Source organism: Larkinella ripae, from assembly GCF_054780775.1.
This window is the reverse complement of sequence record NZ_BAAGVR010000022.1, coordinates 649,536-676,248: the sequence shown is the minus strand read 5'-3', so window position 1 is coordinate 676,248 and position 26,713 is coordinate 649,536. Positions and strand designations below refer to the sequence as shown.

The following is a 26,713-nucleotide window of genomic DNA, read 5'->3' as shown; positions in this document are numbered from 1 at the left end:
TATATGTCTCCGTTACCCGTGCCTGCATCTCCGCCGGTTAGTGCCGTTCTGATTACGTTCAATTCCGCCCGGATTTTGCCCGCCGTGCTGAACGCCTTGCAGTGGTGCGCTGAAAGGGTGGTGGTCGATTCGGGCAGCACCGATCAGACCCTGGCGATTGCGGAGCAGGCGGGCTGCCGGATTATTCACCGCGGCTTTGAAGGATTTGGCTTGCAGAAAGGATTTGCCGTGGAACAGGCCCGGCATCACTGGGTGCTGGTGGTCGATGCCGACGAAATCGTGACGGAAGAACTCCGGACGGAAATTCAGCTTCGGCTGGCGGAGGTCGAAACCGGGACGCTCGATTTCAGGGGATTTGAAGTGCCGATTTCGCTGGTTTTTCTGGGGCGGCTGATGCGCCACGGGGGCGAATACAAAATGCCCCATTTGAGGCTGTTCGACAAGCGGTTCGGCAACTACAATGCGGCCCGGGTCCACGAGGATGTGGTGCTGAACGCGCCCGTGGGCCGACTCACGCACCACATGCTGCACGACAGTTACGGGAGCCTCCACGAGTATTTTGAAAAGTTCAACCGCTACACTACCGCCGGCGCCCGCGATCTGCAAAGCCGGGGCAAATCGGACGCCGTTGCCCAGGTCGTTTTCCGGCTGCCGCTCACGTTTCTGAAAGAGTATATTCTCAAACGAAACGTCCTGAACGGCTATCCCGGTTTTGTCTGGTCGCTGTTTTCGGCCATGTATCCGGTGGTGAAATACGCGAAATTGCGGGAGTTGCAGCGAAACGCCGGGTAGGCCGGGCGGCCTTGTTGCAAAAACGGGCGGTTTTTTGCTCGCTTGTCCCGCATAAAATGCCCACGATCGAACCATTTCAGGACGGAGACGTTACTATGAAAGTTATCAAAAAAGCTTTTTGGGGTGAGGGATTCCGGAATCCTCCTCTTTGCTGAAGGATGAGACTTTTTAAATGTACGCACTGCGGAGAGACGAATTATTTCGAAAATACCCGTTGTCCCCAGTGTGAATATCCGTTGGGATTTGTGGCCGGGCAACTCGAACTGCTGCCGTTGATTGCCAACGATACCGATACGTTTCAGATCTACGGACAGAGCGAAACGCGCTATCGGTATTGCGCCAATCAGCAGTACGGGGTCTGTAACTGGCTGGTGGAAGAAACGCATAAATCGCGCTACTGTGAAGCCTGCCGGCTAAACCGCACCATTCCGAATCTGAGCAAACCGGAATACCTGCAGCGCTGGAAGGTGATAGAAACCGCCAAACACCGCCTGATTTATTCGCTCCGGCGCATGAACCTGCCGCTGATGAGCAAATCGGTCGATCCCGATAACGGCCTTTCGTTTGATTTTCTGGCCGACTGGACGCAGCGGCCGGTGCGGACGGGCCACAAACGGGGCCTGATTACCATCAACATTGTGGAAGCCGACGACATCGAGCGCGAGATGACCCGCCAGAAGATGGACGAGCCCTACCGCACGGTTTTGGGCCATTTTCGGCACGAAATCGGCCATTACTACTGGGATCGCCTGATCCGTGGCACCGACCGGATCGACGCCTACCGCGCGCTGTTTGGCGACGAGCGCCAGAGCTACAAGGACGCCTTGGCGCAGCATTACCAGCAGGGACCTCCGGCGGGCTGGAATCTCCACTTCATCAGTGCCTACGCCAGCGCCCATCCGTGGGAAGATTGGGCCGAAACCTGGGCGCATTACATGCACATTCTGGATACGCTCGAAACCGCCTACGCCTTTGGCCTGAGCGTTCAGTTTCAGTCCGTTGTGGACGCGATGGACGTGATGCAGGAAGAGAAAATTGATCCGTATGACCCGGAGGATTTCAAGACGCTGATGGATTTGTGGGGACCGTTGTCGTTTGCCATGAACAACCTGAACCGCAGCATGGGCCATTCCGACCTGTATCCGTTTATCATTCCGCCCGGCGTCATGGAAAAGCTGAGTTTTATTCACCGGATTTGTTACCAGACCCGCCGAAAATAAGTTTGCTTACGCGGTCAGCCGCCGGTAAAATCCTTCTTCCCGTTCCAGCAGATCCCGGTGCGTACCGCGCTCGACAATCTCGCCGTTTTGCACCACCAGAATTTCGTCTGCGTGCTGAATGGTGCTCAGCCGGTGGGCAATCACCAGGGTCGTGCGGTTGGCCATCAGGCGCGTCAGGGCTTCCTGCACCAGTTTTTCCGATTCGGTATCCAGGGCCGAGGTGGCTTCGTCCAGAATCAGAATGGGCGGATTTTTCAAAACCGCCCGGGCAATGCTGATGCGCTGGCGCTGTCCGCCCGACAACCGCCCGCCCCGGTCGCCAATGACGGTCTGGTAGCCCTCCGGCTGAGCCATGATGAAATCGTGGGCGTTGGCAATCTGGGCCGCCCGCACCACCTCCTGTTCCGTGGCTTCGGTGCCAAAAGCGATGTTGTTGAAAATGGTGTCGTTGAACAAAATACTTTCCTGCGTCACAATGCCCATCAGATTCCGGAGGGAATGCATGCTGCAATCGCGCAGGTCAACGCCGTCGATCAGAATCCGGCCGTCGGTCGGGTCGTAAAAACGCGGAATCAGGTCGGCAATGGTCGATTTTCCGCCCCCCGATGCGCCGACGAGCGCGATGGTTTTTCCTTTTTCGAGTGTAAACTCAATGCCTTTCAAAACCGGCCGATCCGGGTGGTAGGCGAAGGACACGTTTTGTACTTCAATCGTTTGTCGAAAACCGGGTAGCGCCAGGGCGCCGGGTTTGTCCTGAATGGCCGGGGCCGTATCGATCAGTTCGAGCACCCGCTCGCCCGACGCAATGCCGCGTTGCGAACCGCTGAAGGCGTTGGAAATTTCCTTGGCTGGGCGCGTAACCTGCGAGAAAATCAGGATAAACGTAATAAAATCTGACGCCGACAAATCCGACTGTTTCGTCAGCACCAGCGACCCGCCGTAGAGCAGAATAATGGCAACGACCAGCACGCCCATAAATTCGGAAAAAGGCGACGCCAGCTCCCGCCGGTTGGCCAGCGACCGGATGGCGTTCCGGTAGCCGTCGTTTTCGGTCTGAAATTTTTGGGTTACAAACGCTTCGGCATTGAAGCCTTTCACAACGCGCATGCCACCGAACGTTTCGTCGAGTAAGCTCAGAATTCCGCTCAGCCGCTGCTGCCCGGCCTGCGCATCCCGCTTCATGCGCCGGACGAGCATGGCAATAAAACCGCCCGAAACCGGAATGACCAGCAAGGCAAAAAACGTCAGGTTGGCCGAAATGTTGAACAGCGTAATGATGTACGCAACCAGCAGAAACAATTCTTTGGAAACCGCCGAAAGGCTGTTGGCAATGGAGTTTTCGACTTCCTGCACGTCGGTCAGGATGCGGGCGATGAGGTTGCCTTTGCGTTCGCTGGAGAAAAAACCGAGGTGCAACCGCAGGGCTTTGGTAAAAACCGTCTCGCGCAGCCGGGCCACCATCCGGGCTTTGAACGACTCGAGTTGCCGGACCGATAAATATTTGAAAATATTGTTGAGCAGCACCGAGGTTACGACGATCACGCAGACGAACTGAAGGGCGCCGAGCTTGCCGTGTTCCCGGAAAAAAACCGCAAAATAGTATTGAAAAAGCTCCTTCGGTGAGGTGCTGAACGACAAAACCGGGGCGGGCCGGCTCAGCAGTTTTTGCAGTTCGGCCGGGTCCACTTTATCAAAAAGAACATCCAGCAGGGGAATGAGCAGCGTAAAGTTCAGTACGCCGAACAGGCTGGCTAACAACGACGTGAGCAAAAACGGCGTCAGAAAGCGGCCCAGCGGCCGGGCGTACGAAAGCAAGCGAAAATAAGTCTTCATGTGGCCGCAAAGATACGTCCCGGAAGCAGGATTACCGCGATGGGTGGCATTAACTGTGCCCCGCCTTTGGTCCGTGCCATTTCTTGACGAAAACCGGTAAGGCTGACCAGACCAGGAAAAAGCCCGTGGCGCGGTACGTTCAATCAAAATTTGTTGCCGATACAATTAGATCAGGCGGTTTTGACGTTATTTGTAGCATACAACCTTGAGAAACGAATGCATTACCGTCATCTGGCCGTTAGCCTGCTGCTTGCCCTGTCCTCCTGCGGGATCATTTCACCCGATTCGTCCAAATCCGACCGGTTTTCGACCAGCCCGGATAAATTTTCCGTTCAGCCCGGACAGGTCGATGAAGCGTCGGGCATTGCCGCCAGTCGCACGATCGACGGCCACCTGTGGGTCCAGGAAGACAGCGGAACGCCCGCCCAGATTAACCTGATGACCACCGACGGCAAGCTGGTGAAACGGTTTCCGCTGTCCGGTATCGCCAACCGCGACTGGGAAGATCTAGCCATCGGACCCGGTCCGCAGGATGGTGTTTCGTACCTCTACCTGGCCGACATCGGCGATAATTTCCGGCAAAACGACGTGAGCTACATCTACCGGTTTCCGGAACCCAAAAACCAGAACGAAACCGTCGGCGGAATCGAGCGGATTAGCTTCCGGTATTCCGACGGCCCGCGCGATGCCGAAGCGGTTCTGCTCGACCCGCAAACCCGCGACCTCTGGATTGTGACAAAGGCCGAAGAGAAAGTCCGGATCTACCGCTTGCCGTATCCGCAAAATACCGCAGACGTGATGAAGGCGGATTATTACGGCGAACTGCCCCTGAATTTGATTACCGGCGGAAGCGTTTCGGCGGATGGCGACGAAATTCTGCTGAAGTCCTACCTGGGAACCTACCACTGGCGCCGGAAAAGCGGGCAGTCGCTGGCGGATGCGTTGCAGAAAAATACCTACCAGTCGCTGGCGGCCGAACCACTGGGCATTCAGGGGGAAGCCATTTGTTTCGATAAAAACAGCAACGGCTACTACACCCTCCCCGAAAAAGGCAATCAGGCGGCTGTAACCCTGAACTACTACAAACGGTTATAGGGACGGGATCGGGGAAAAGTCCGTTCCAACTCCTTAAACGCTTCATCATTTTGTCAAAAACCGCTGCTATCATTGGGGCCGGTATTGCCGGTATCGCGGCAGCTATCCGGCTGGCGGTCAAAGGCTACCGGGTTGATGTGTTCGAAGCCAATTCGTATCCCGGCGGTAAGCTGTCCGGTTTTGAGCAGGCCGGTTTTCGGTTCGATGCCGGGCCTTCGCTGTTCACCATGCCGCAGCTCGTGGACGAATTGTTTCAACTGGCGGGCCGCCATCCCGGCGATTATTTTACGTATAGCCGACTGGACGAAACCTGCCGGTATTTCTGGGACGACGGCACGCGCCTGACGGCCTGGGCCGACCGACTTGCTTTTGCCCGCGAAGTCGAAACGCAGCTGGGCGAATCCGCCGAGCACCTGCTGGCGCATCTGGACGACAGTGCCACCAAATACGGGATTACCGAAAAGCTTTTCCTGCACCGCTCGCTGCACAAATTATCGACCTGGTTTAACCGCGACGCGCTCCACGGGTACCTGAATCTGCCGAAACTGGAGGTGTTCAAAACCATGAACCGGGCCAACGAGCAGCGGTTTCAACATCCGAAACTGGTGCAGCTCTTTAACCGGTATGCCACCTACAACGGCTCCGATCCCTACCAGACCCCGGCCACGATGAACATCATTCCGCACCTGGAATACAACATCGGCGCTTTTTTTCCGAAAGACGGCATGATCGGCATCACCAACAGCCTCGTCCGGCTGGCCGAAGACCTGGGCGTCCGGTTTTGGTTCAACACCCGCATCACGGAACTGGTGACGAACGGCGCGCGCATAACGGGCGTAAAAACCGGGGTGTCCGGCGAACCGATCCGGGACTACGACGTGGTCGTTTCCAACATGGATGTGGTCAGCACCTTCCGCAAACTCTTGCCGAACGCCCGGCAGCCGGAGCGGATTCTGCGGCAGCCCAAATCGAGTTCGGGCCTGATTTTTTACTGGGGAATCCGGCGAAAATTTCCGGAACTGGGTTTGCACAACATCTTTTTCAGCCAGGATTACCGCGCCGAGTTCGACCAGCTTTTTAACCGGCAAACGCTATCGGACGATCCGACCATTTACCTGAACATTACGTCCAAACACAAACCGGACGACGCGCCCCCCGGCTGCGAAAACTGGTTTATCCTGATCAATGCCCCGAACAATTCCGGTCAGAACTGGGACGACCTGATCGCCAAAACCCGGCAGAACGTGATCCGGAAATTAAGTCAGAATCTGCGGGTTGACGTAAAACCGCTGATTGAGTGCGAATCCGTTTTAGACCCGCGCTCGATCGAAATCCGCACGTCGAGTTCGCAGGGGGCGCTGTACGGCAACAGCTCGAACAACCGGTTTGCGGCTTTTCTGCGCCACGCCAATTTCTCGCACCAGTTCCACAACCTGTATTTTGTGGGCGGCAGCGTGCATCCGGGGGGCGGCATTCCGCTGTGTCTGTTGTCGGCCAAAATTGCGACGGATCTGATTCAGGGGCCGGGTCTTGAGGGTAGCTGACCACCGAAAGACCGAAAACCGTATATTGCGTTTTTGCACCGAAACTCGACGGCATGGATACTTCGTACCTGATTATTGTTTTCAGTTTATCGGTTCTGATTTCCTACGTTTTCGACCTGCTCAGCAGTCGCTACAAAACGCCGTCGGTAATTCTGCTGCTGGCGTCGGGCATGCTCATGCGTCAGGTCACGAATTACTTTGCCTTTCAACTGCCGTATGTCGATACGATTCTGCCCACGCTCGGCACGCTGGGCCTGATTCTGATCATTCTGGAAGGGGCGCTGGAACTCGAACTGACGGGCGATAAACTGGGCATGATCCGGCGGGCCTTCTGGTCGTCGCTTTCGTCGATTCTGGTGACCTCGCTGCTGATGGCCGCGCTGTTTTACGTGCTGATGGAAGCATCTTTTTTCAAATGCCTGGTGGCCGCCATGCCCTTTGCCATCATCAGCAGCGCGGTGGCGGTTCCGGGCGCCCGGAACCTGAATCCGGCCAGCCGGGAGTTTGTCGTCTACGAATCGTCCCTGTCCGATATTCTGGGCGTCATGATTTTTAACTTCCTGGTTTACAACGCTTCCGGTGGTATTTTTTCCGTGCTGTCCTTTGCGAAAGATACGCTGATCATGGTGGTCATCTCCCTGATCTGCTGTTTTTTTCTCCTCTATCTGATCAGTAAAATCAGCCACCACATCAAATTTTTACCTATCATTTCGGTCCTTTTCCTCGTCTACGCGGTCAGCCGGATTTACCAGCTTTCCCCCTTGCTGTTGATTCTGGTTTTTGGGCTGTTTCTGAACAATACCGAGCTTTTCATCCGGGGCCGGCTCGACCAGATTTTCAAGAATGATCTGTTTGAAAAAGAACTCGACCAATTCAAGAACCTGACCGCCGAGGGAGCCTTCATCGTCCGAACGTTTTTCTTTCTGCTGTTTGGCTATGCTTCGGATTTTCAATCGCTCATCGAAGCGGATGCGTTGATTGTCAGCTTTTTGCTGCTGTTGCTGCTCTACACCGTGCGGGCGGGCGTGCTGCGTTTATCGTTGTCGGGGAGCATCAATCCGGTGGTTTTTATCGCTCCGCGCGGCTTAATTACCATCCTGCTGTACCTGAGTATTCCGGACAACCTTAAACTGGTCGGTTTTCGCGACGGGATTCTGATGGCCGTGGTGCTGCTCACCGCGCTGGTGATGATGGCGGGCGTTGTCAGCTACCGCGAAACCGAACCGCTCTGACGGACTTGTACCTACAGGCCACCCGGCGGTTTTTGGGTCCGGTAGTTCAGAAAACCGTACCACTTCCGGGTTTTCCAGTACGTCAGATTGTGTTCATTAGCAAAGGCTTCGCGCTCGAAGCTGATGTTCCGGTAGGCGGTGTAATGGTCCCGGTATTGCCAGCGACGGATGAGGTATTCCAGCAAATACCAGACGTAAAAAGGAAGGAGGCCCAGTTCCAGCTGCTGCCGGAGATGGATGCGCTCGTGGTGGAGCAAAACCGCATCCGGCCGCCTGGTCCGCACCAGAACAAAGGGAAACAAGGCCATTCCGCTAACCCATAAAAACGGTACCCGAACCACGATCATACACAGATTTTTAACAGGCAGCGCCGGACTTGCCGGCAAAAAAAACGTTGGCTACACCGGTTTTCAGTGGGCAGGCAACCCGGCCCGGTTTTGCCGTTCACCCTTCATTTTCAGCCTTTTGAAAAACTTTCACAATTGGGTTTTCAGAAGATAGTTTCCTCCAATAAAAACAATTGTATATTTGAGAAAGACCGGATTGCCGGAACGAACCCATTCTACATTTTAGTGAACAATTTATGAAAAAAACCGTGCTTTATGTTGCGTTAAGCCAGTGCCTGCTTTGGTCGGCGGTGGCGCAAACGCCCAAGAAACCGACCCCGACCCGGCCCGCGCCCAAACCGGCCGCAGCGGCTTCGACAGCACCACGCATTAAATTTACGGAATACGATCTGCCAAACGGCTTGCATGTCATTCTGCATCAGGATAATACGACTCCGCTGGTGGCCGTGACGATGATGTATCACGTCGGATCGAAGAATGAACAACCGGGCCGGTCGGGCTTTGCGCACTTTTTTGAGCACCTGATGTTTGAAGGTTCCGACAACATCAAGCGGGGCGAATACATGAAGATCATCAAAGGCGCGGGCGGGCAACTGAACGCCAATACCTCCAACGACCGGACGTTCTACTACGAAATTCTGCCGTCGAACAAACTGGAACTGGGTCTTTACATGGAGTCGGAGCGGCTTTTGCACGCCAAAGTAGATGAGAAAGGCGTTGAAACCCAGCGCGAAGTGGTGAAGGAAGAACGGCGGCAGCGGTACGAAAACCAGCCGTATGGCACCTTCTTTCCGCAGGTTCTGGCGCACGCCTACAAGGTTCACCCGTATAAATGGGCGCCCATCGGCTCAATGGAAGACCTGAATGCGGCCAAAATCGGCGAGTTCCGGGATTTTTACAAGGAGTTTTACATTCCCGGCAACGCCATTCTGTCCATCGCGGGCGACATCAATCCGGATGACACCAAAAAGCTGATCGAGAAGTACTTCGGCGAAATTCCGAAAGGACCGAAAACGCCGTACCGCCCGAACGTGAAAGAACCGGCGCAGAAGGCCGAAGTGCGGGATATTGTGTACGATAACGTTTCGCTGCCGGGCGTATTTCAGGCTTATCACATGCCCGCGCAGGGCGATCCGGATTATTACGCGCTGGATGTGTTGCAAACCCTGCTGGCGGCTGGCGAAAGCTCCCGGATGAACAAGGAACTGGTTGATAAACAGCAGAAAGCCGTCCAGACCGGCGTGTTCCCGCTCTCGACCGAAGACCCCGGTCTGTTTATTTCCATCGGTATTGCCAACATGGGCGTTAAGGCCGAGGACCTGGAAGCCGGAATGAATGCCGAAATCGAGAAAGTAAAGAAAAATCTGGTGACGGACGAAGAATTTCAGAAGGTGAAAAACCAGATTGAAACCAACTTTGTGAACCAGAACGCGGGCGTGGCCGGAATTGCCGAGAGCCTGGCCAACTACAAAATGTACCTGGGCGACGCCAACCTGATCAACACGGAGCTCGAACGCTACAACAAAGTGACGAAGGAAGACCTGCGCCGGGTGGCCAACAAATACCTCACGAAAGAAAACCGGGTGGTGTTGTATTACCTGCCGAAAGCGATGGAGCCGAAGAAAGAAGGCAAAGGCGATTAAGAAAAACACGGGATAACGAATTATTGAAGAACGAATGATGAAAGCAAACTATATTCTGGCTGCGGGGCTGCTGGCCCTCGGTCTGTCGACGCAGGCGCAAACGCTGGATCGGTCGAAATTGCCCGCTGATGGCCCGGCGCCCGCCATTAAAGTGGGAAAACCGGTTTCTTTTACGCTTGCCAACGGGTTGAAAGTTTTTGTGGTGCAGAACAACAAATTGCCCCGCGTGGGCTTTAGCCTGTTGTTTGATTACCTGCCCATCCGGGAAGGCGAGAAAGCCGGTTATGTGAGCATCGCCAGCCAGTTGATCAAAACCGGGACCAAAACCCGCACGAAAGACCAGATCGACGAAGCCGTTGATTTCATTGGCGGCAGCCTGAACACCTCGCCGACCGGCGTCTATGCAATGTCGCTCAAAAAGCATACGCCCAAAATGCTCGAACTGATGGCGGACGTAGTGCTGAATCCGAAGTTTACGCAGGAAGAACTGGACAAGCTGAAAAAGCAAACCAAATCGGGGCTGGCTTCCCAGAAAGACAATCCGGGAGCCATTGCCACCCGGGTCAGCAGCATCCTGGTGTATGGCAAAGACCATCCCTACGGCGAGCCGGATTCGGAAGAAACCGTTGACCGCATCACGCTGGACGATTGCCGCAAGTTCTACGAAACCTATTACCGGCCCAACATCGGGTATCTGGCCGTGGTGGGCGACATTACGCCCGAAGAAGCCCGGCCGATGGTGGAGAAGTATTTCGGAAAATGGCAGCCGGGCGAGGTGCCCAAACCGACGTATGACCTGCCCAAACCGCCCGCCAAACCAACCGTAGTGGTAGTCGACCGGCCCAGTTCGGTGCAGTCGGTGGTGTACATCACCCACCCGATTCAGCTAAAACCGTACACCCCGGAGTCGATTCAGGCCAGTCTGACCAACGACATCCTGGGCGGGGGCGGGGGCAACGCCCGCCTGTATAACAACCTGCGCGAAAAACACGGCTATACTTACGGCGCCTACTCGTCGCTGACCAGCGACCGGCTGGTGGGCCGTTTCCGGGCCAACGCCAACGTTCGGAATGCCGTGACGGACAGTGCCGTGGCGGAATTCATAAACGAACTGAAAAGCATCCGGGATTCGAAGCCGAAACCGGAAGAACTGAGCAGCACGAAAAATACGTTTGCCGGTGACTTCATCTTTACGCTGGAAGACCCCGAGACGATTGCTAACTTTGCCATCAACACGGCCCGCTATCAACTCCCGGAGGACTTTTTCTCCAATTACCTGAAACAGGTCGATGCGGTGACGGATGCGCAGGTGCAAACCACGGCCAGCAAACTGATTGACCCCGAACACGCCTACATTGTGGTGGTTGGCAAGGCTTCGGAAGTGGCCGACAAACTGAAGCGCTTTGGCGATGTGGTGTATTACGACGCCAACGGCAACAAAGTGGAGGCTCCGGCTGCGGGCAAACTGACCACGTCGGCGACGCCCGCCGGTTTGACCGCCGATCAGGTGGTTGCCAAGTACCTCACGGCGGTGGGTGGCAAAGACGCCATTGCGAAAATTACCGACCTGACCCAGAAACTGACCACCGAAATGCAGGGCACTAAAATCGACATTGAAAGCAAGCAGAAAGGGCTCGACAAGTTTTCGCTGGCGATAACAGCGATGGGTCAGGTGGTGCAGAAAGTGACCTCCGATGGCGCAAAAGTGAAAATGGAAGGCGGAGGGCAGTCGAAAAGCCTAGCCAATGACGAAGCCAAAATGGAGATCCTGAAAAATGCGGTTTTCCCCGAGCTGCTGTTTTCGACGCTGGGCGCAAAAACCACGCTGGCCGGCACGGAAAAAGTTAACGGAAAAGATGCGCATAAAATTGACGTGTCGCTTGGCGCGAAAACGCTTGCCCTCTTTTACGATGCCGAAACCGGTTTGAAAGTGCAGAACACCACAATTGAGCAGACTCCACAGGGCGAAATGGCCGTTAACACCAGTTTCAGTGATTACAAGGAAGTGAACGGCGTTAAATTTCCGTACACGATCAGCCAGAATTTTGGGCCGATGGTCATGAAAATGCAAACGCAATCGCTGGTGGTGAACACGGGCCTGACCGACAAGGATTTCATGGTGCAGTAAAGGCGGTTTTTGCGCTGACACCCCCTGGTGGTGAAAACCGGAAATAAACCGCTCAAAACGGGCCAGTTGACACATCGACTGGCCCGTTGATTTTTAGACCCGCGAAAGAAAACCGTAGACCGCATGATTCGAATGCAAGGGCGGCATATCCTTTTAGCCTGTATGTCCTGCGACAAACCGGATACTTTAACGGCTTCCCTCGATCCGGTGAGTTGGTTTGGTTCCGGAGACGTTACCGAAATCCACACCAAAGAAAATGCAACCTGCCTGGTTGATCGGTTCAGCATCGTGGTTCGGACGGATCTGCCTTTCGATGAACGCCTTTCTAAGACCACGCCGAAAGCAACGGGCTGCCTGGGGCCGTGTACGCAGACGCAGGTGCTGGGCTTTTTTCATATACCCCTGGAAAAAGGCACCCATACTCTGGCGCTGCCCGACACCTGCCTGCCCACCAAAATCGCCCGCTCGTCGGATTCCTTTCAAGTTGGTGGTAAATCTACTTTACACATCATGGATGCAAAAACCGGACGTGTACGGATGTACTACGATTTCAGGGACGGCGATCGGGGGTGGGTGAACGTAACGAAACTCAACGGGAAAAATACGGGGCCGGTTTGACGTAACCCTGACAAGGTCGACCGGACAGACGATTCGCTTTACGAACGGGAAGTTCAGGGGCCGGGTCGAACGGCAATGAATGCGGGTCAAGATTGTTGATTATAAAACCGGAAAATCATGCGAGATACCGTTTATCTATTCGTTTTCGACAACTACGCGGATTGGGAGCCCGCTTACGCGCTTGTTGGACTGACAAAGTTCAGTCCTTATCAGGTGAAGACTTTCGCGCTTGACAAAAAACCGGTTTGTTCGATGGGTGGCCTGTCTCTCCAGCCTGATCTGACGATCGGGGAAGTCGATCCAGCCCGGGCTGCCCTGCTGATCCTGACGGGCGGCTATAACGTGTGGGAGCAAGGGGGAAATCCGGAAATCGTGCCCCTGGTGGCGCAATTCATTCAGCAGCAAACGCCCGTAGCGGCCATCTGCGCGGCTACCACCCTGCTGGCCCGGCACGGTTTTCTGAAAGGAATCCGGCACACGAGCAATGCCAAAGAATACCTGAACGGCGTTGTGCCCAACTACGCCGGGGCCGATTTATACCAGAATGTGCTCAGTGTCGCTGATCAGCATATCATTACGGCCAACGGAACCGCAGCTCCTGAATTTGCGGACGCGATTTTTGCGGAGCTCAATTTGACCGGCGATCCCAAACTGGAAGAATGGTTCCAGTATTTCCGGCTCCGGCTGAACCATTCGTTTTCTGCCCCCCAGACCGAGTAAACCGCCCGGGCTGAGGTTACTTGTAATTTTGCTTCCCCTGCCGAACGTCGGCCCACCGAAAACCGCATTCCGGAAACCGCATCCGTTGATCGTGCGTTTACCGGGAAAGAAGTCACTAACGTTGGAAACATAAACACCAAAAACCGCAACGGTATGTCATTGAAATCGGAAGAAGATCTGATCGGAATGCAGCAGATTAGCCAGGTGGTTGGCTCAACCCTCAGGCACATGCAGCAGTACGCCCGGCCGGGGATGTCGACGCTGGAGTTGGATCAATACGGACGGCAACTGCTCGAACAGCACGGTGCCCGGTCGGCCCCCAAGCTCACGTACGGCTTTCCGGGCTGGACCTGTATCAGCGTCAACGAAGAAGTCTGTCACGGCATTCCTTCGGCCAAACGGCTGCTGCGGGAAGGGGATGTAGTCAATATTGATGTTTCGGCCGAATTGAACGGGTATTGGTCGGACAATGGCGGCTCTTTTGTGCTGGGGCAGGATGTTCATCAGCGCAGTGACCTGGTGGAAACCTCGAAGCGAATCCTGGCCAAAGCCATCAGTCACATCCGGGGTGGCGTCCAAATCGCTGAGATTGGACGTCTCATCGAAACGGAAGCCCGGCGAAGCGGCTACCGCGTCATCAAAAACCTGGCCGGGCACGGAATCGGGCGGAGCCTGCACGAAGAACCGCTGGAGATTCTCTGCTACTATGACCGGTCCAACAAGGCGCGTTTTCGAAAACATTCGGTTGTGGCCATCGAAACGTTTTTATCAACCAAAGCCAGTTACGCGCAGGAAAAAGGGGATGGCTGGACTTTGATCGCCCGGGACAGCGTTGCCGTGCAGCACGAACAAACCATCGTCGTTACCGATCAGCAGCCCATCATCCTGACGGCCGCCAATCACTTGTGGGGGTAACGTCCGGAATGGCTGATCATGAAAGTCCTTAAACAACGTTGATTGGTATTCGTATTTATGACGTCCAGCGGTAACAATCCAGCAAAAAAGATAACTAGTGGATGCTCTACCCTCATTGTTTTCTTTGCTTTTTTTCTTGCATTTAGCTTTTGGAACGTCTTTATAGCTCCGAGGTATGACGAGGTGGAAATTGACCCAACAGACAAGCCGACTGAACTGATTGTATCCAGGAGCTGGCTTAGATTCAGGAATCCTGTTTTTATAGAATATGCAGTAACAGGAGAAACAGCGTGTAATTTCAAACTGACCTTTATTCGGCCAATAGAAGCATCCAGAGAGAATTCTAATTACGTTTCAGCTGTATTTTTGACACCTGGTGAGATAAACAAAATCCATACAGTTGATTTTTACGAAGGCTCTGAAATTAAAATCATCTGTAAAATTGACTCCTGTGAATTGCCAAATAAAGGACGTCTGAAGCTACGGGCACGAATCCTATAGCTTCATTAAACATCAAAAGATCGATTGAATTCATTCACGAAGGTATCTTTCAGGAAGAAGCTCCTGGCATAGTCTAAGCGGTAAAACCGCCCGACGAAAGCATAAAACAGTGAGCGGGAGCCGAGGTGCAGTTCTCCGATTCGGTTAAACACTCAATAGGCTGAAAGGAAAACAGGCGTCAGCCACCGAAAACCGCATACTGAAAACCGGACACGTTTACCGCCCAATGGGCCGGATGCCGGATTTACGAACGTCGGCGACGACGATAAACCGGTAGCGGGGATCTTTGTCGAATGAGCTTTTCGACGTGCGGTAATGCCGCTGGGCGCGCTGGCGGGCTTCGGTAAAGAGTTTCCGGGACGCTTTCCGGCGCCGTACCGACATCACTTTCCGCAGGTCTACATCGCCAATCATCGACGTTTCCAGACAGGCCAGGTCTTTGTGTTCGGCGTCGCGGTAATACCCCAGCACGCAATGGTCGGCCATCAGCACCAAAACCGGGTCGATGTGAATGGAGCGCAGCACCGACGCCATCAGCACCATGCCGTCGACGCAGTTGGCCTGCCGGTTGTTCCAGGTCTGGTCGATGGTGCGAATGCGCTGGCTGTACAGGTTGGGCGAAACCCCCGTGCTGGAGTTGGTCGAAATGGAACTGTATTTGATGCCCCGTTTCTGCAGCGCGTACCAGACCGAAAAAACCTGATCATCAACCCGTTTTTTGTCGCCGGTCTGGTAGCCGTCGAAGGCATCCACAATATCATTTTGCAGGGCCTGCGCCAGCACCTCATCCACCACCGGATCATCTTCGTTGATGTAGGCCACATACATGTAATTCAAATCCAGATCGCCCATGCCGGTTTCGTCGTCTTCCCAGTAATACGGGCAGTCGTTGACCGAGCGCATGGTGGCAACAACCGTCCGGTGGCTGATCTTTTCGTTGTCGATGTACGTCGTAACCGTGAAGTTAACGGGCGTGGGTTGCAGCAGACCGCGCAGTTTTTCGAAGTTCCAGGCAATGCGGGGCGAAATTTCGTAGTCTTTGTCGGCTTCCTGCAAAACGCCCTCATACACCGTCGCTTCGCTGAAGGGCGTGGCCCCCACTTCCACCCGCACCGACGTGTTCAGGCCCGGATTGTGGAACACCACCGACACGTTCCCGTCGCCGTCGCCCAGCCGGTAGTTTTGGGTTTTGGCCGACATCGTCGCCCGCGCCAGCAGATAGGAGGGGAAGAGCTGGTGTTCCATGCCGACCACCACCGAAACCCGCTGCCGGTTTTTCAGGGCTGCCTTGGCGGGAGCAACCGTCACCTGGGCGATTGTTTCACTGGCGGTTTCCACAGACGCCAATTGCGCAAAACCGGTGGCGCAAAACAAATTAAACACACTAAAAATTAGTGCATTGCGGAATAACGTCATTTTTGGTTAAGCAGTTACGATATATTCTTCGGTCGGTATGCGAAAGTACAAATTATAACAATTTCAATCAATAAGTAACATCGGGGCGGTATCAACTTTTTTTTGTACTATTGTGCGGATTTTTATTTCGTATGCGCGTCGTTCTGGCTTATATCCTCCTGATTGCCACGCTACTACCGACTTTTAGTCAGTGGGGGACCATCGCGTATTACCATGCCAACAAGTCGTATATTGCCAAAGTCCTGTGCGAAAACCGGGCCAAACCGCAGCTGCATTGCGATGGTCAGTGTTATTTAGCCAAAAAGCTCAACGCCCAGCAGGAACAACAGGATCGAGCCACCACCGAACAGGTCCAGAAAACGCCTGATTTTCAGTTGTTTTGTCAGGCATCGGCCCCGTTTTTGTTTCAGGCAAAAGCCGTAGGGTCCGCAACGAATGTGCCGGATTACCTGCTGAAACCTTATTCATCGCCCTTCTCGCCTTTATTCCAGCCACCCCAGGTTTGAGGTCGCGGAAACCGTCCGATTATTAAAACCGGACGGTTTATCGAGTTGCTTAAGGCAGCGACCCAACAAATCGGTCGGTTTCAAAAACCGGTCCGGTTATCATTTCCAGTTTCATCAAACCTGAACGTTCATGAATTTTATATACCGGCTGGTTGCTGCGGTTTTCGTGGCAATAGTGCCTTCCTGGGTGGCTGCCCAAACCATCCAGGGCACGGTTTTCGACGCCCGCACCAAAGAGCCGCTCACGGGGGTTGCCATTTCTACCGAAGACCACAAAACTGGCACCACCACCGACGCCAGCGGCCAGTTTACCGTTCAATCCGCAACGGAAACGATCCTGGTTTCGGCCATTGGCTACCAGTCGCAAAGCCTGAAAACGTCGGAAAACGCCCTGCGTGTGGCCCTCGAGCCGGCCGTTGAAAACCTGCAAACCATCGTGGTCACCGCCAGCCGCGAAGCCCAGAAACGGACCGAAGCGCCGGTGGCCATTTCCCGCCTTTCGCCCACGCTGATCGACGAAACCAAACCAACGCTGCTGGCCGAACTGCTCAACAAAACGCCGGGGGTGGTGATGCTCAACTACAATAACGAGCAGCACGGTATGGGTATACGTCAGCCATTTGGCACCAATGCGTATTTCCTGTATCTGGAAGACGGCCTGCCGCTTCGACCCATGGGCGTGTTCAACCACAACGCGCTGATCGAAATGAACGTCTTTACGGTCAGTGCCGTGGAGGTGGTGAAAGGACCGGCTTCGTCGCTGTATGGGCCGGAGGCCGTTGGGGGCGCCATCAATTTCATTACGCAGCGCCCGACCGCCGTGCCGACGTTCCGGATTGGCATTCAGGCCGATCAGTGGAATTACGGCCGGATTCAATACGGTGCGGGCGGGATGCTCACCAAGAAGCTGGGCGTTTACGCGGGCGGTTTTTTCGCCCGGCAGCGCAATAGCTGGCAAACCCGCTCCGACTACGATAAGGTGTCGTTCAACGGGCGGGCCGAATACGCATTCACGAACCGCACGCGGCTGACCGGCACGTTTTCGTACAACGATTATTACTCGCAAACCGGCGGCAGCGTCGACAGCATTGCGTTTTACAACCGCGAATACACCTCGACCTCCGATTTTACGTACCGAAAGGTAAAGGCAATTCGGTCACGGCTGACGCTCGATCACCAGTGGAAAAACGGATCGGACAGTTACCTGACGGTTTTTTACCGCGACAATTCGATCGGGCAGAACCCCAGTTACGGCATTCGCTGGACGAGCGGTTCGCCGAAAGCCACCGGCCAGATCAACGTCAATGCCTTCAGCAGTTATGGACTCATCGGGCAGCACAGCCAGCGGCTGCCATTCTGGAACGGTCGTTTGCTGGCCGGTTTGCTGGTGGATGCGTCGCCGACCACCTACAACGCCTACCAGATTGAACTGGAAGCGCAGTTGCGACCCGATAAAAAGTCGGTAGAGCAGTACAAATTGGTGAAAGAACGTCCCGACCTTCAGCTGGCCGATTATGCTGCCGACATTCTGAATTCGGCGGTTTATGCCCAGCTCGACCTGAATCCGCTGCCGGCTTTGCGGCTCTCGCTGGGCGGGCGGTTCGACCAGATGGCTTTCGATTACGACAATTACCTGGACCAGAGCACCGGCCGAAAAGCGTACCGCCAGTTTACGCCGAAAGTAGGCGTGACCTACGATCTGGGGCAGGATCGCGGCCTGTACGGAAATTACAGCCGCGGCTTTTCGCCCCCCAGCCTGACGTCGATTTTTACGAAGCGCGTCAACGCTCAGCCCGGCGAATCGCTGTTTTATTACAACCTGGAATCGGCCTACTTCAACAACTACGAAATAGGCGGCTGGGCCTCGCTGCTGAACCGGAAAATCTACGTGGATATTGCGCTCTACCAGATGGAGGGCCGCAACGAACTGCTTAACATCCGCCAGCCCGACAACAGCACGGATTACCAGTCGGCGGGAAAAACGCTGCACCGGGGCATCGAATACAGCCTGACCTACCGCCCGTCGAGCCAGTGGTTTTTCCGGTTCGGCGGCACCAACTCCGTCCACCGGTTTGTTGATTTTGCCCTGAGCACCCGGGCGTCGGATGCAGTGAAAAACGTGAACGGTTTTGACATGCCGCAGGCGCCACGCTGGGTGGCCAATACGGAACTGACGTATAAACCGCGCTGGGCGAAGGGGCTGCGGCTGTCGGCGGAGTGGCAACGGGTTAGTTCGTGGTACCAGAACCAGATCAACACGGTTTCCTACAACGACCGGGGCGCGTTCGGCGGGCGGGGCATCAGCGTCGTCAACCTGCGGGCCGGTTATCCGCTTAAGCGGTTCGAAGTGTTTGCCAACCTGCTGAATACCACCAACGAACTGTACGCAACCTCGGCCACGCGGGGCAACAACCCAACCGACCGCACCACCTACACCCCGGCCGCCCCGCGAACGCTGGTGGGCGGAATCCAGTACAATTTTTCAAAGTAAGAACCGAAAACCTGAGCGCAGCCATGAAAAACATCCTTCTGATCATCACCACGTTTCTGGTCGGCTTTGCCGAAAAACCGGCTCCCGAAAACCGGCTCTCGAATCCGCAGTTTGTGGGCGTGACGCCACGTCTGACCACCGACCACCGCAACCAGCCGGTGCTGAGCTGGACGGAAAAAGCGGGTGAAAAAGTCCACTTTTACTTTTCGGTTTCGGCGGACGGCGGCCAGACGTTCGGCGATAAAATCCGGGTGAAGACGCCCCCGGTTTTTTCGGCCCACGCCGAAGGCATGCCGAAAGTAGCGTTTAAAAAAGACGGCACCGTGCTGGCGACTTTTGAGGTGGCCAGGCCGACGGAAGACGCGCCCCGCGCCAGCGATTTGCTGTATGTTACCTCGACCGACGGCGGACAAACCTGGTCGGAATCGAAAACTGTACACCGTGACACCACGCCGGGCAAAGGCCATTCGTTCAGCAACATGAACCGGCTGCCGAACGGCGAAATCGGCATTGCGTGGCTGGACGAAAAAGCGCCCAACAAGGAAGGGCGAACCGTCAAATTTGCCCAGACGGTGGCCGGGGGCGGTTTTGGGGCCGACGTGCTGGTGGACGACAACGCCTGCCAGTGCTGCCGGACGAATGTGTTTGTTGATCAGCAAAACCGCATTCACGTTGCGTACCGGGATTTGCTGGACGACGGCGCCCGCGACATCAGCCACGCGGTTTCGACCAACGGCGGGAAGTCGTTCACCCGACCGGCCGTCGTTTACAACGACGGGTGGAAAGTGAATGCCTGTCCGCACACCGGTCCCGACGTGGCGCAGGTCGGCAACGAGCTGTTTGTGACCTGGTTTTCGGGCGGTGAAAAAACCGGTATCAAGCTGGCGCGGCTGGGGGCGGAGCAACTCGTGGCGGGTATCGTGTCGGAGCGGACCAAACATCCCCAGCTGACGGCGGTCAACGGGCAGTTGGTCTGGGTCTGGGACGAGTCGATGGAGGTGAAAAATCCGGGCGGTGAAAGCCGGTTTATCCAGCGAATCGGGATGCGGAAGATCGTGAACGGCAAAGCGTTGCCGGTTACGTACCTGACGCCAACGACTGTCAATGCGGCTTTTCCGGTGGTTCTGGCGACGAAAAAAGGTCTTTTAGTGGCCTACGAACAGCAGAAAGAAGGCCAGAACAGCGTTATAGTAAGTAGATGGGTTGAATCTTTGTAAGCAACGTTAGCGTATGAAAAATTCTTTTCTCTTTTCCATGATAAATGCATTGTTGTTTCTGGTGGTGTTGTGGGCGTGTCAGAATGATCCGCTTGAACCGGAATTTGGCGCTATTCGACTGAAATTTGATAATGTGGTTGGCGCGCAGGACTTGAAAACAGACAGCAGCACCAGCTACACCAACGGCAGTGGGGAAACGTTCTCGGTTTCGAAACTGAATTATTTCGTGAGCAACATTCGCTTGAAAAAAGCCGACGGCTCGGAATATGTGGTGCCGCAGGACAGCAGTTATTTCCTGATTACGGAAACGAATCCGGCGTCGCAGTCGATTTCGCTGCGCAATGTTCCGGTCGATAGCTATACTGGCATTACCTTTGTGGTAGGAGTGGATAGCTTGCGAAACACCATGGGCGTTGAGAAACGGACCGGGGCGCTGGACCCGGCGGGGACGGCTGCGGGGATGTACTGGGACTGGAATTCAGGGTATATTTTTCTGAAACTGGAAGGAACGTCACCGAAAGCACCGGTCGATGCCACCGGCAAACGGAATTTTACGTACCACGTTGGGTTGTTTGGCGGCTACCATTCAAAAACCATTAATAATCTGAAAACGATTCAGTTAGCGTTTACTCCGGAACCGGCTCACGTGTCGGTGAACGGCACGACGAGCGTGACCATCAAGGCGGATGTGATGAAGGTATTCGACGGAGCGAAACCGCTCAGTATTGCTAAAAATTCAACCATCATGGTTTCTCCGCTGTCGGCGGATGTGGCGGCAAATTATGCGACGATGTTTAGTGTCAGTAACGTTCAGGTAGATTGATATGAAGCCTTGGCAACACGCCGGAGTCCTCGCTGCCATCGTTTTTTACGGTTTTGCGGTTGGCTGTCAGAACGATGCGGGCTCCGACGGCCCCATTGAGCCGGATCCGGGCACGAAACCGGTGGCGTTTCAGACGACGCCTTACAACTGGAAAAAACCGGCCAATTTTGAGGACCCGCATTATGACCTCTCCAAAAATCCGCTGACGGTCGAAGGGGTGGCGCTGGGAAAAGCTTTGTTTTACGACGGCATCCTGTCGAAAGACGGAAGCGTGAGTTGCGCCTTCTGCCACCAGCCAACGGCGGCTTTTGCGCATACCGACCACCAGCTCAGCCACGGTATTGGTGATAAAATCGGCACCCGCAATGTGCCCGGCATTCAGAATGTGGCCTGGAAAAAGGCGTTTTTCTGGGATGGCGGTATCGTTGACCTCGACCTGCTGCCGATTTCACCGATTCAGAATCCGGTCGAAATGGGCGATTCACTGGCTGGCGTCCTGACGAAAGTGCGGACCAACGGCCGCTATCCGGCGCTGTTCAAAGCGGCTTTCGGAACGGAAGAAGTTACGACCGAGCGGTTTTTGAAAGCCCTCTCGCAATTCATGCTGACGATGGTTTCGGCCACTTCCAAATACGACAAATACGTCCGGAAAGAAACCGGGGCGGCCTTGGGCGAACACGAATTACACGGAATGGCCCTGTTTCAGCAGCATTGCGCGGGTTGCCACACCGGCGAGCAGTTCACCGACCAGACGTTCCGCAACAACGGCCTGCGGATGCAGCTCGCCAACAGCAAGGACTACGATCTGGGGCGGTATCAGATCACGCTGAATCTGGACGATTACAACAAATTCCGGGTGCCGAGCCTGCGGAACGTTGAAATTACCCCACCGTATATGCACGATGGCCGTTTCCAGACGCTGGAGCAGGTGCTGGAACATTACATCAACGACGTGCAGGACACGCCCCAGCTGGACCCCCTGCTGAAGAAAACCGGCAAAACCGGCATCCCGCTGACGGCCGACGAAAAGTCCGACGTGATTGCTTTCCTGAAAACCCTGACGGATTACGACTTCCGGAACGACCGGCGTTTCCAGCCGGATTAAGCGGTTTTTGGATCAGTTTCGGTAGTAAGCCTGGTTTTCCCGCGTCACAATGTCAATCGGCATGTACTGTTCCTTGTCGGTGGGTTTGGAAAAAATCAGGAACTGGTAGAGGGTCATGATGCTTCGATACCCCTGGTCTTCGGGCTGGTGGCAAATCAGAAAACTGATCAGGCCGTTGTCCAGATACTGGGCATTTTCCTTGATCAGATCGTAGCCAATCAGCAGCGGTTTTTGCGGCCGGTTGGTTTGTTCCAGAAAACGCGCCACCAGAAAAGACCGGGAATTGGTCACAAACAGCACATCGATCGTGGGATTGGCATCAAATAGCGGCTGGAGCGTGCGGAAAACGGATGGCTCATCGGTCTGGTGAATATCGACCCGCAGGATTGGATACGGTTTGGTATGATCGGCAAAATAAGCCCGGAAACCCTCTTCGGTTTGCTGGTAGGTGTAGCTGTCAATGGCCGTCGCAATATTAACCACCAGCAACTGGCTGTTCTCGCGAAGCGCGTACGTGCTTAATTTCCCGGCCAGGTAGCCACTCTGGAAAAGCGGAGGGCCGATGTAAGAGAGGTTCTGCTGGTCAGGCAGGTTCGAATCGATGAACACGTAGGGGATTTTTTTGTCCTGACAGACCGCAACGAAGGCCTGAGCCTCCCTGATAAACATCGGGGCCAGCACGACGCCGTCGATGGGAGATTCCAGAATGGCGTTGGCCTGCCGAACGAAAGATTGCGGGTCGCTGAGATCAAAAAAGAACCGGTCAACCTGTAAACCGTACTGGCTGATTTCGGTGGTGGCCCGCTGAATACCCCGCAGGGGCGCGTCCCAGAACTCGGTTTCTTCGGTTACGGACGGAATCAGGACGGCCAGCTTGATGATTTTACCGGACGCCAGCCGCCGGGCCAGCATATTGGGCTGGTAATTGAGTTCCGCAATGATCTTGTTGATTTTGTCGCGCGTCTTGACCGAGACACCCGCCCGGTTGTGAATAACCCGGTCAACGGTCGCAATGGTCACATTGGCCCGGCGGGCAATTTCCTTCACGCCCTGTAGTTCTTTTTTTTCCATAATAGACTCTCCGGAACGACAAATATACTTTCAAAAGTACGGAGCAAAAAACCGCCCGTCGGATCGGGCGGTTTTTTGCTCCAAGCATCTCCACTATGCCGGAAAGTCAGTGCGTCCGTGCCACCGAACCGGGTCAGGATAAGCGGGATGCGCTGTCGGCATCGGTAAAAAGAACCGCGTCTTCGTGCAGCCGCAGAATCGTGGAAGGATGCTGCTCACTGACGGGCGAATAAAGCGTGTGGTAGACGGCCTGGGCTTTGTTAATCCCGGGCACCATGCAAAAAACGTGGGGGGCCTGCATCAGGGCCGGAACCGTCAGTGTCAGGGCGTGCGTCGGAACGTCTTCCAGCGCATCAAAACACGCATCATTTACCTGCTGCTGCCGACAGGCGTTGTCCAGATCGACTATTTTGACCAAAACCGGGTCGTTGAAATTGGCCACGTGGGGATCGTTGAAGGCAATGTGGCAATTTTCGCCAATGCCCATGCACACCACATCGACGGGCTGGTTCCGCAACAGGCTGCTGTACCGCTCACATTCAGCCGCCAAATCCGGCGCGTTCCCGTTCAGATACTCAACGGTTCGGAACGGAAGCCGGTCGAAAAGCCGTACTTTCAGGAAATTGCCGAAACGTTGCGGAGCCTCGTCCGGCAATTGCACGTATTCATCCATGTGAAAGGCGTGGACCCGCCCCCAGTCGATGCCTTCCTGCCGGCACAAAGCCGCCAGAAATTCCTCCTGCGATGGGGCCGCGGCAAAAATCATGGAAACCGTCTGCTGCCGCGTTAACAGGTTTCGCAGGCAGTCGCCCACGTTCTGGGCGGCATTTTCACCCAGTAAGGCCCGGTTTTCAAACCGGCGGAAATCAAGTTGGTTGGTATTCGATTGACTGATCATTCGGTTGGATTCTAATGTTCACAGTAGGGTTCAAAGGATGGCTGCCGGTTCCCGCCGGAATACAATCCGGCCTTCAACCATGGTCAGTTGCACCGAAATGTCCGCGTCGAAAAAGACCAGATCGGCGTCTTTTCCCGGTGCCAGGATTCCTTTCTGATCCGCGACGCCCATAATGCGGGCCGGCGTACTGGTGATCATGCGGATGGTATCGAGCAGCGGAATTTCGGCGATGGTAATCATGGTGCGCACCAGCCGGTCGGCGGTGGCAACACTTCCGGCAAAGGCCTGGCGATCCGGCATTTTGGCCACGCCATCTTCCACCAGCACTTCGATGCCGTCGTGGAGACTGCCCAGAATGCTGTTGCCCGGCGGCATCCCGGCGGCCCGCATGGCATCCGTAATGAGAGCCGTCCGCTCCGGCCCTTTGATTTTATAGGCCAGTTTGAGCAGGGGAGCCGGTAAATGAACACCGTCCGCAATGAGTTCAACATCCATCTGATCCAGCAGATAAGCGCTTTCGACGACCCCGGCGTAGCGGAAGCTGTTCCGGCGGGTGACCCCCGACATCCCGCTGTAAAGATGAGTGGCCAAACTATACCCATTTTCGACGGCGGCCAGTACTTCGTCGTAAACCGCATCCGTATGGGCCACGGCAGCCAGCACACCTTTCGAGCGGAGATACTGGCCGAACGGAAGCGCCCCGTTCAGTTCGGGGGCGGCACTCCAGCGGGAAACCGCCGACGAACGCTCCAGTACCTCCTGGTATTCGGCGGGGTCGGGGTCGCGAATGTACCGCGGGTCCTGGGCTCCGCGCTGACTCATGGCGAAGTAAGGCCCTTCGAGGTGCATACCCAGAAACCGGGCGCCGGCCGTGTTCCGGGCGTTGGCTTTGTCGTAGATTTCCAGCGTATCGAACAGGCCCTGCCGGCTGCTGGTCAGGGTGGTTGGCACCATCGCCGTGGTGCCGTACCGAGCGTGCAGTTCGGCAATTCGCAGAAAAGCTTCTTCGCTGCCGTCCATAAAATCGTGGCCGCCCCCGCCGTGCACGTGAAGGTCGATAAAACCGGGCGAGACGTACGCTCCCCCGGCATCCAGTTCCAGCGCATCGGGGACGTCGATGGGGTGGTCGCTGACTTCCGTAATGGTTTTTCCGGTGATCAGAATCGTTCCGTCGGGAATAAGCCGGTACGGAGTCAGAATGCGGCCGTTGATTATTTTAATGCGTTGGGGTGCGGTGCCGGTTTGGTTCATGAACAGTCGGGTTGGCGGTCCCGGAAATACGCCATCGGCGAATCCGGTGACCATAAAAGGCATAATAAGCCAAACATAAGTAGCAGGGAAACAGAACCCAATAGGCTTCCCGCAGACCGTATTGATCCGCCAGATAGCCGTAAATCAGGGGCAGGATGGCATTGCCGCTCAGGCCCATGATCATCAGCGCTGCGCCCACTTTGGTAAACCGCCCCAGGCCATCGAGGGCCAGCGGCCAGATGCTGGCCCAAACCAGCGAATTAGCCAGCCCCAGCAAGACAATAAACCAGATGGAAACATCCGCCTGATGACCCAGAAACGTGACGCTGCTTTTGGCAAAAATAATGAGCAGGGTGAAGGCCAGCCCCAGCACCGTACAGATGCGGAATACATTCACCTGACTGATGCGTTTGGGAATCAGGATAATCCCCAGCAGATACCCGCAAATGGAGGCTGACAGCGTATACGACGGAAACGTTTTGGCTTCCAGCAGGGAGATGCCCATCGAACTGGCGTACCCGATGATGGTATCGATGGAAATCACCTGCGTGCCCACGTGCAGAAAAATGGCCAGCGCCCCCAAAACCAGGTGCGGAAACTGCAGGACGGACGTCTTTCCGAGGTTGGCAGCCGCTACTTCGGTGGTTTCCTGCTCGGTATTGATTTCGGGTAAAGGCGAGTAGCGCACCAGAATGCCCAGCCCGATCAGCACGCAGCCCATCACCGAGTACGGCACAATGACCCGCCGAACCAGTTCGTCCAGCGCCTGGGCTTTTTCGGTGGCCGACATGCCCGGCAACTGGCTGAAAAGGTCGGTGTCGGTGGCCCGCAGAATAACCGCAGCAAACAGGATGGGCGCCAGAATCCCGGCGGCTTTGTTGCCGATGCCCATGATGCTGATGCGCTGAGCGGCCCGTTCTTTCGGTCCCAGCACCGTAATGTACGGATTCGCAGCGGTTTGCAGGATGGCGAGTCCGACGCCAATCAGAAAGAGACCCAGCAGGAAAATCTCGTAGGTCCGCAGCAGGGCCGCCGGCACAAAAACGAAAGCGCCCAGCGCCATCACCCAGAAACCGACCATCATCCCCTTCTTGAAACCAACGGCTTTCAGCAGGTACGACGACGGCACCGACATCAGGAAATAGGAAATATAAAACGCGAACGTAACCAGGTACGACTGAAAATTCGTCAGTTCGCAGGCAATCTTGAAATACGGGATCAGAATGGCGTTGACCCAGGTGACGAACCCGAAAACAAAGAACAGCAGCCCGATCAGCGCGATGGAAATGCGCGTGTCCCGCTGACTCAGTGAGCCTACTTCAACAACTTTTGCTTTATTTTTCATGA

General features: G+C 55.2%; 22 protein-coding genes. 15 read left to right on the top strand and 7 right to left on the bottom strand.

All coding sequences use genetic code 11. The features are described 5' to 3' along the window. Window positions 1-3 precede the first annotated feature (3 nt). Entirely contained in the window at window positions 4-792 is a 789-nt protein-coding gene (locus ACYVHX_RS15715) for a glycosyltransferase family 2 protein (protein WP_460672609.1), read from the top strand. A gap of 158 nt (window positions 793-950) precedes the next feature. Beyond that, entirely contained in the window at window positions 951-2,012 is a 1,062-nt protein-coding gene (locus ACYVHX_RS15710; RefSeq protein WP_460672608.1) for a zinc-binding metallopeptidase family protein, read from the top strand. 6 nt (window positions 2,013-2,018) lie between these two features. Here ACYVHX_RS15710 and ACYVHX_RS15705 read toward each other — a convergent pair whose 3' ends face one another. Continuing rightward, window positions 2,019-3,845, bottom strand: a complete 1,827-nt coding sequence (locus ACYVHX_RS15705) for an ABC transporter ATP-binding protein (protein WP_460672607.1) — start codon at window positions 3,843-3,845, stop codon at window positions 2,019-2,021. 216 nt (window positions 3,846-4,061) lie between these two features. On the opposite strand from ACYVHX_RS15705, the gene ACYVHX_RS15700 reads away from it, so the two are divergent. From ACYVHX_RS15700 to ACYVHX_RS15690, 3 genes are read left to right on the top strand one after another with little or no spacing between them, the layout of a single operon-like run. Next, complete coding sequence (locus ACYVHX_RS15700) at window positions 4,062-4,940, top strand: PE-PGRS family protein (protein ID WP_460672606.1); 879 nt, start codon at window positions 4,062-4,064, stop codon at window positions 4,938-4,940. A gap of 50 nt (window positions 4,941-4,990) precedes the next feature. After that, complete coding sequence (crtD, locus tag ACYVHX_RS15695; RefSeq protein WP_460672605.1) at window positions 4,991-6,484, top strand: 1-hydroxycarotenoid 3,4-desaturase CrtD; 1,494 nt, start codon at window positions 4,991-4,993, stop codon at window positions 6,482-6,484. A gap of 53 nt (window positions 6,485-6,537) precedes the next feature. Further along, window positions 6,538-7,716, top strand: coding sequence for a cation:proton antiporter (locus tag ACYVHX_RS15690; protein ID WP_460672604.1), 1,179 nt, complete (start codon window positions 6,538-6,540; stop codon window positions 7,714-7,716). A gap of 11 nt (window positions 7,717-7,727) precedes the next feature. Here ACYVHX_RS15690 and ACYVHX_RS15685 read toward each other — a convergent pair whose 3' ends face one another. Next, window positions 7,728-8,063: a hypothetical protein gene (locus ACYVHX_RS15685; RefSeq protein WP_460672603.1), complete on the bottom strand. Its 336-nt coding sequence runs from the start codon at window positions 8,061-8,063 to the stop codon at window positions 7,728-7,730. Window positions 8,064-8,299: 236 nt separating this feature from the next. Here ACYVHX_RS15685 and ACYVHX_RS15680 point away from each other — a divergent pair, with 236 nt between their 5' ends. The 5 genes from ACYVHX_RS15680 to map all read left to right on the top strand — a co-directional run bounded on the left by ACYVHX_RS15680 (window position 8,300) and on the right by map (window position 14,087). Further along, the gene (locus ACYVHX_RS15680; protein WP_460672602.1) at window positions 8,300-9,706 is read left to right on the top strand and encodes a M16 family metallopeptidase; all 1,407 of its coding nucleotides are present in this window, start codon (window positions 8,300-8,302) and stop codon (window positions 9,704-9,706) included. A 34-nt stretch (window positions 9,707-9,740) separates the two neighbouring features. Continuing rightward, window positions 9,741-11,834 (top strand): M16 family metallopeptidase, encoded by a 2,094-nt coding sequence (locus tag ACYVHX_RS15675; protein WP_460672601.1) that lies wholly within the window; start codon window positions 9,741-9,743, stop codon window positions 11,832-11,834. Between the two features lie 123 nt (window positions 11,835-11,957). After that, the gene (locus ACYVHX_RS15670) at window positions 11,958-12,452 is read left to right on the top strand and encodes a hypothetical protein (protein WP_460672600.1); all 495 of its coding nucleotides are present in this window, start codon (window positions 11,958-11,960) and stop codon (window positions 12,450-12,452) included. Between the two features lie 117 nt (window positions 12,453-12,569). Continuing rightward, window positions 12,570-13,172, top strand: coding sequence for a type 1 glutamine amidotransferase family protein (locus ACYVHX_RS15665; RefSeq protein ID WP_460672599.1), 603 nt, complete (start codon window positions 12,570-12,572; stop codon window positions 13,170-13,172). Window positions 13,173-13,325: 153 nt separating this feature from the next. Further along, window positions 13,326-14,087, top strand: a complete 762-nt coding sequence (map, locus tag ACYVHX_RS15660; RefSeq protein ID WP_460672598.1) for a type I methionyl aminopeptidase — start codon at window positions 13,326-13,328, stop codon at window positions 14,085-14,087. Window positions 14,088-14,804: 717 nt separating this feature from the next. On the opposite strand, the gene ACYVHX_RS15655 is transcribed toward map, so the two are convergent. Next, on the bottom strand, window positions 14,805-16,004 hold the full coding sequence (locus ACYVHX_RS15655) for a hypothetical protein (RefSeq protein ID WP_460672597.1): 1,200 nt from the start codon (window positions 16,002-16,004) through the stop codon (window positions 14,805-14,807). 131 nt (window positions 16,005-16,135) lie between these two features. Between ACYVHX_RS15655 and ACYVHX_RS15650 the strand changes: the two genes are divergently transcribed. The 5 genes from ACYVHX_RS15650 (at window position 16,136) to ACYVHX_RS15630 (ending at window position 22,146) form a co-directional block, all read left to right on the top strand. Beyond that, a complete protein-coding gene (locus ACYVHX_RS15650) occupies window positions 16,136-16,510 on the top strand; it encodes a hypothetical protein (protein ID WP_460672596.1) in 375 nt (124 codons plus the stop codon). Window positions 16,511-16,640: 130 nt separating this feature from the next. Further along, window positions 16,641-19,001, top strand: a complete 2,361-nt coding sequence (locus tag ACYVHX_RS15645) for a TonB-dependent receptor (RefSeq protein ID WP_460672595.1) — start codon at window positions 16,641-16,643, stop codon at window positions 18,999-19,001. A gap of 23 nt (window positions 19,002-19,024) precedes the next feature. Next, complete coding sequence (locus tag ACYVHX_RS15640; RefSeq protein ID WP_460672594.1) at window positions 19,025-20,218, top strand: sialidase family protein; 1,194 nt, start codon at window positions 19,025-19,027, stop codon at window positions 20,216-20,218. Between the two features lie 37 nt (window positions 20,219-20,255). Further along, the gene (locus ACYVHX_RS15635) at window positions 20,256-21,041 is read left to right on the top strand and encodes an MbnP family protein (RefSeq protein WP_460672593.1); all 786 of its coding nucleotides are present in this window, start codon (window positions 20,256-20,258) and stop codon (window positions 21,039-21,041) included. Between the two features lies 1 nt (window position 21,042). Beyond that, the gene (locus tag ACYVHX_RS15630; RefSeq protein WP_460672592.1) at window positions 21,043-22,146 is read left to right on the top strand and encodes a cytochrome-c peroxidase; all 1,104 of its coding nucleotides are present in this window, start codon (window positions 21,043-21,045) and stop codon (window positions 22,144-22,146) included. 12 nt (window positions 22,147-22,158) lie between these two features. Here the strand turns inward: ACYVHX_RS15630 and ACYVHX_RS15625 are convergent, their stop codons facing one another. From ACYVHX_RS15625 to ACYVHX_RS15610, 4 genes are all read right to left on the bottom strand, one after another. After that, the gene (locus tag ACYVHX_RS15625; RefSeq protein ID WP_460672591.1) at window positions 22,159-23,217 is read right to left on the bottom strand and encodes a LacI family DNA-binding transcriptional regulator; all 1,059 of its coding nucleotides are present in this window, start codon (window positions 23,215-23,217) and stop codon (window positions 22,159-22,161) included. Between the two features lie 133 nt (window positions 23,218-23,350). Continuing rightward, window positions 23,351-24,115, bottom strand: coding sequence for a glucosamine-6-phosphate deaminase (locus tag ACYVHX_RS15620; RefSeq protein ID WP_460672590.1), 765 nt, complete (start codon window positions 24,113-24,115; stop codon window positions 23,351-23,353). A gap of 30 nt (window positions 24,116-24,145) precedes the next feature. Further along, window positions 24,146-25,366 carry an N-acetylglucosamine-6-phosphate deacetylase gene (gene nagA / locus ACYVHX_RS15615; protein WP_460672589.1) on the bottom strand — a complete coding sequence of 407 codons (1,221 nt, stop codon included), beginning with the start codon at window positions 25,364-25,366 and terminating at the stop codon, window positions 24,146-24,148. After that, window positions 25,332-26,711 (bottom strand): sugar MFS transporter, encoded by a 1,380-nt coding sequence (locus ACYVHX_RS15610; protein ID WP_460672588.1) that lies wholly within the window; start codon window positions 26,709-26,711, stop codon window positions 25,332-25,334. The genes nagA and ACYVHX_RS15610 overlap by 35 nt, the downstream gene beginning before the upstream one ends. Window positions 26,712-26,713: the final 2 nt, after the last annotated feature.